1 protein-coding gene is annotated in these 446 nt (G+C 67.5%); it reads right to left on the bottom strand.

The features are described 5' to 3' along the window. The coding region (locus SB786_RS35655; protein WP_410731495.1) for an FAD-dependent oxidoreductase at window positions 1-446 on the bottom strand (446 nt) is incomplete at both ends.

The following is a 446-nucleotide window of genomic DNA, read 5'->3' on the forward strand; positions in this document are numbered from 1 at the left end:
CCGACGATGCCGCCGCCGATCACGCGATGGGTTTCCTCGTCGAAGATCAGCTTCGTGAAGCCTTCGTCGCGGCCGTTTGCGATCGCGCGGCCCGATGCGGCCCACGGGAACACGGCCTTGCCGTACTTGATGCCTTCGGCCTTGCACTGGTCTTCCGTCTTGCCGGCCCACGCCACTTCCGGATCGGTGTACGCCACCGACGGGATCTGCAGCGCGTCGAAGTACGCCTTCTCGCCGTGCGCGGCTTCCGCTGCGACGTGGCCTTCATGCACGGCCTTGTGCGCGAGCATCGGCTGGCCGACGACGTCGCCGATCGCGAAGATGTGCGGGACGTTCGTGCGCATCTGCTTGTCGACGTCGATGAAGCCGCGGTCGGTGACGGCGACGCCTGCCTTGTCGGCGCCGATCTTCTTGCCGTTCGGGCTGCGGCCCACCGCGACGAGCAC

It is taken from the genome of Burkholderia sp. SIMBA_062 (assembly GCF_046534765.1).
Classification (GTDB): domain Bacteria; phylum Pseudomonadota; class Gammaproteobacteria; order Burkholderiales; family Burkholderiaceae; genus Burkholderia; species Burkholderia ambifaria.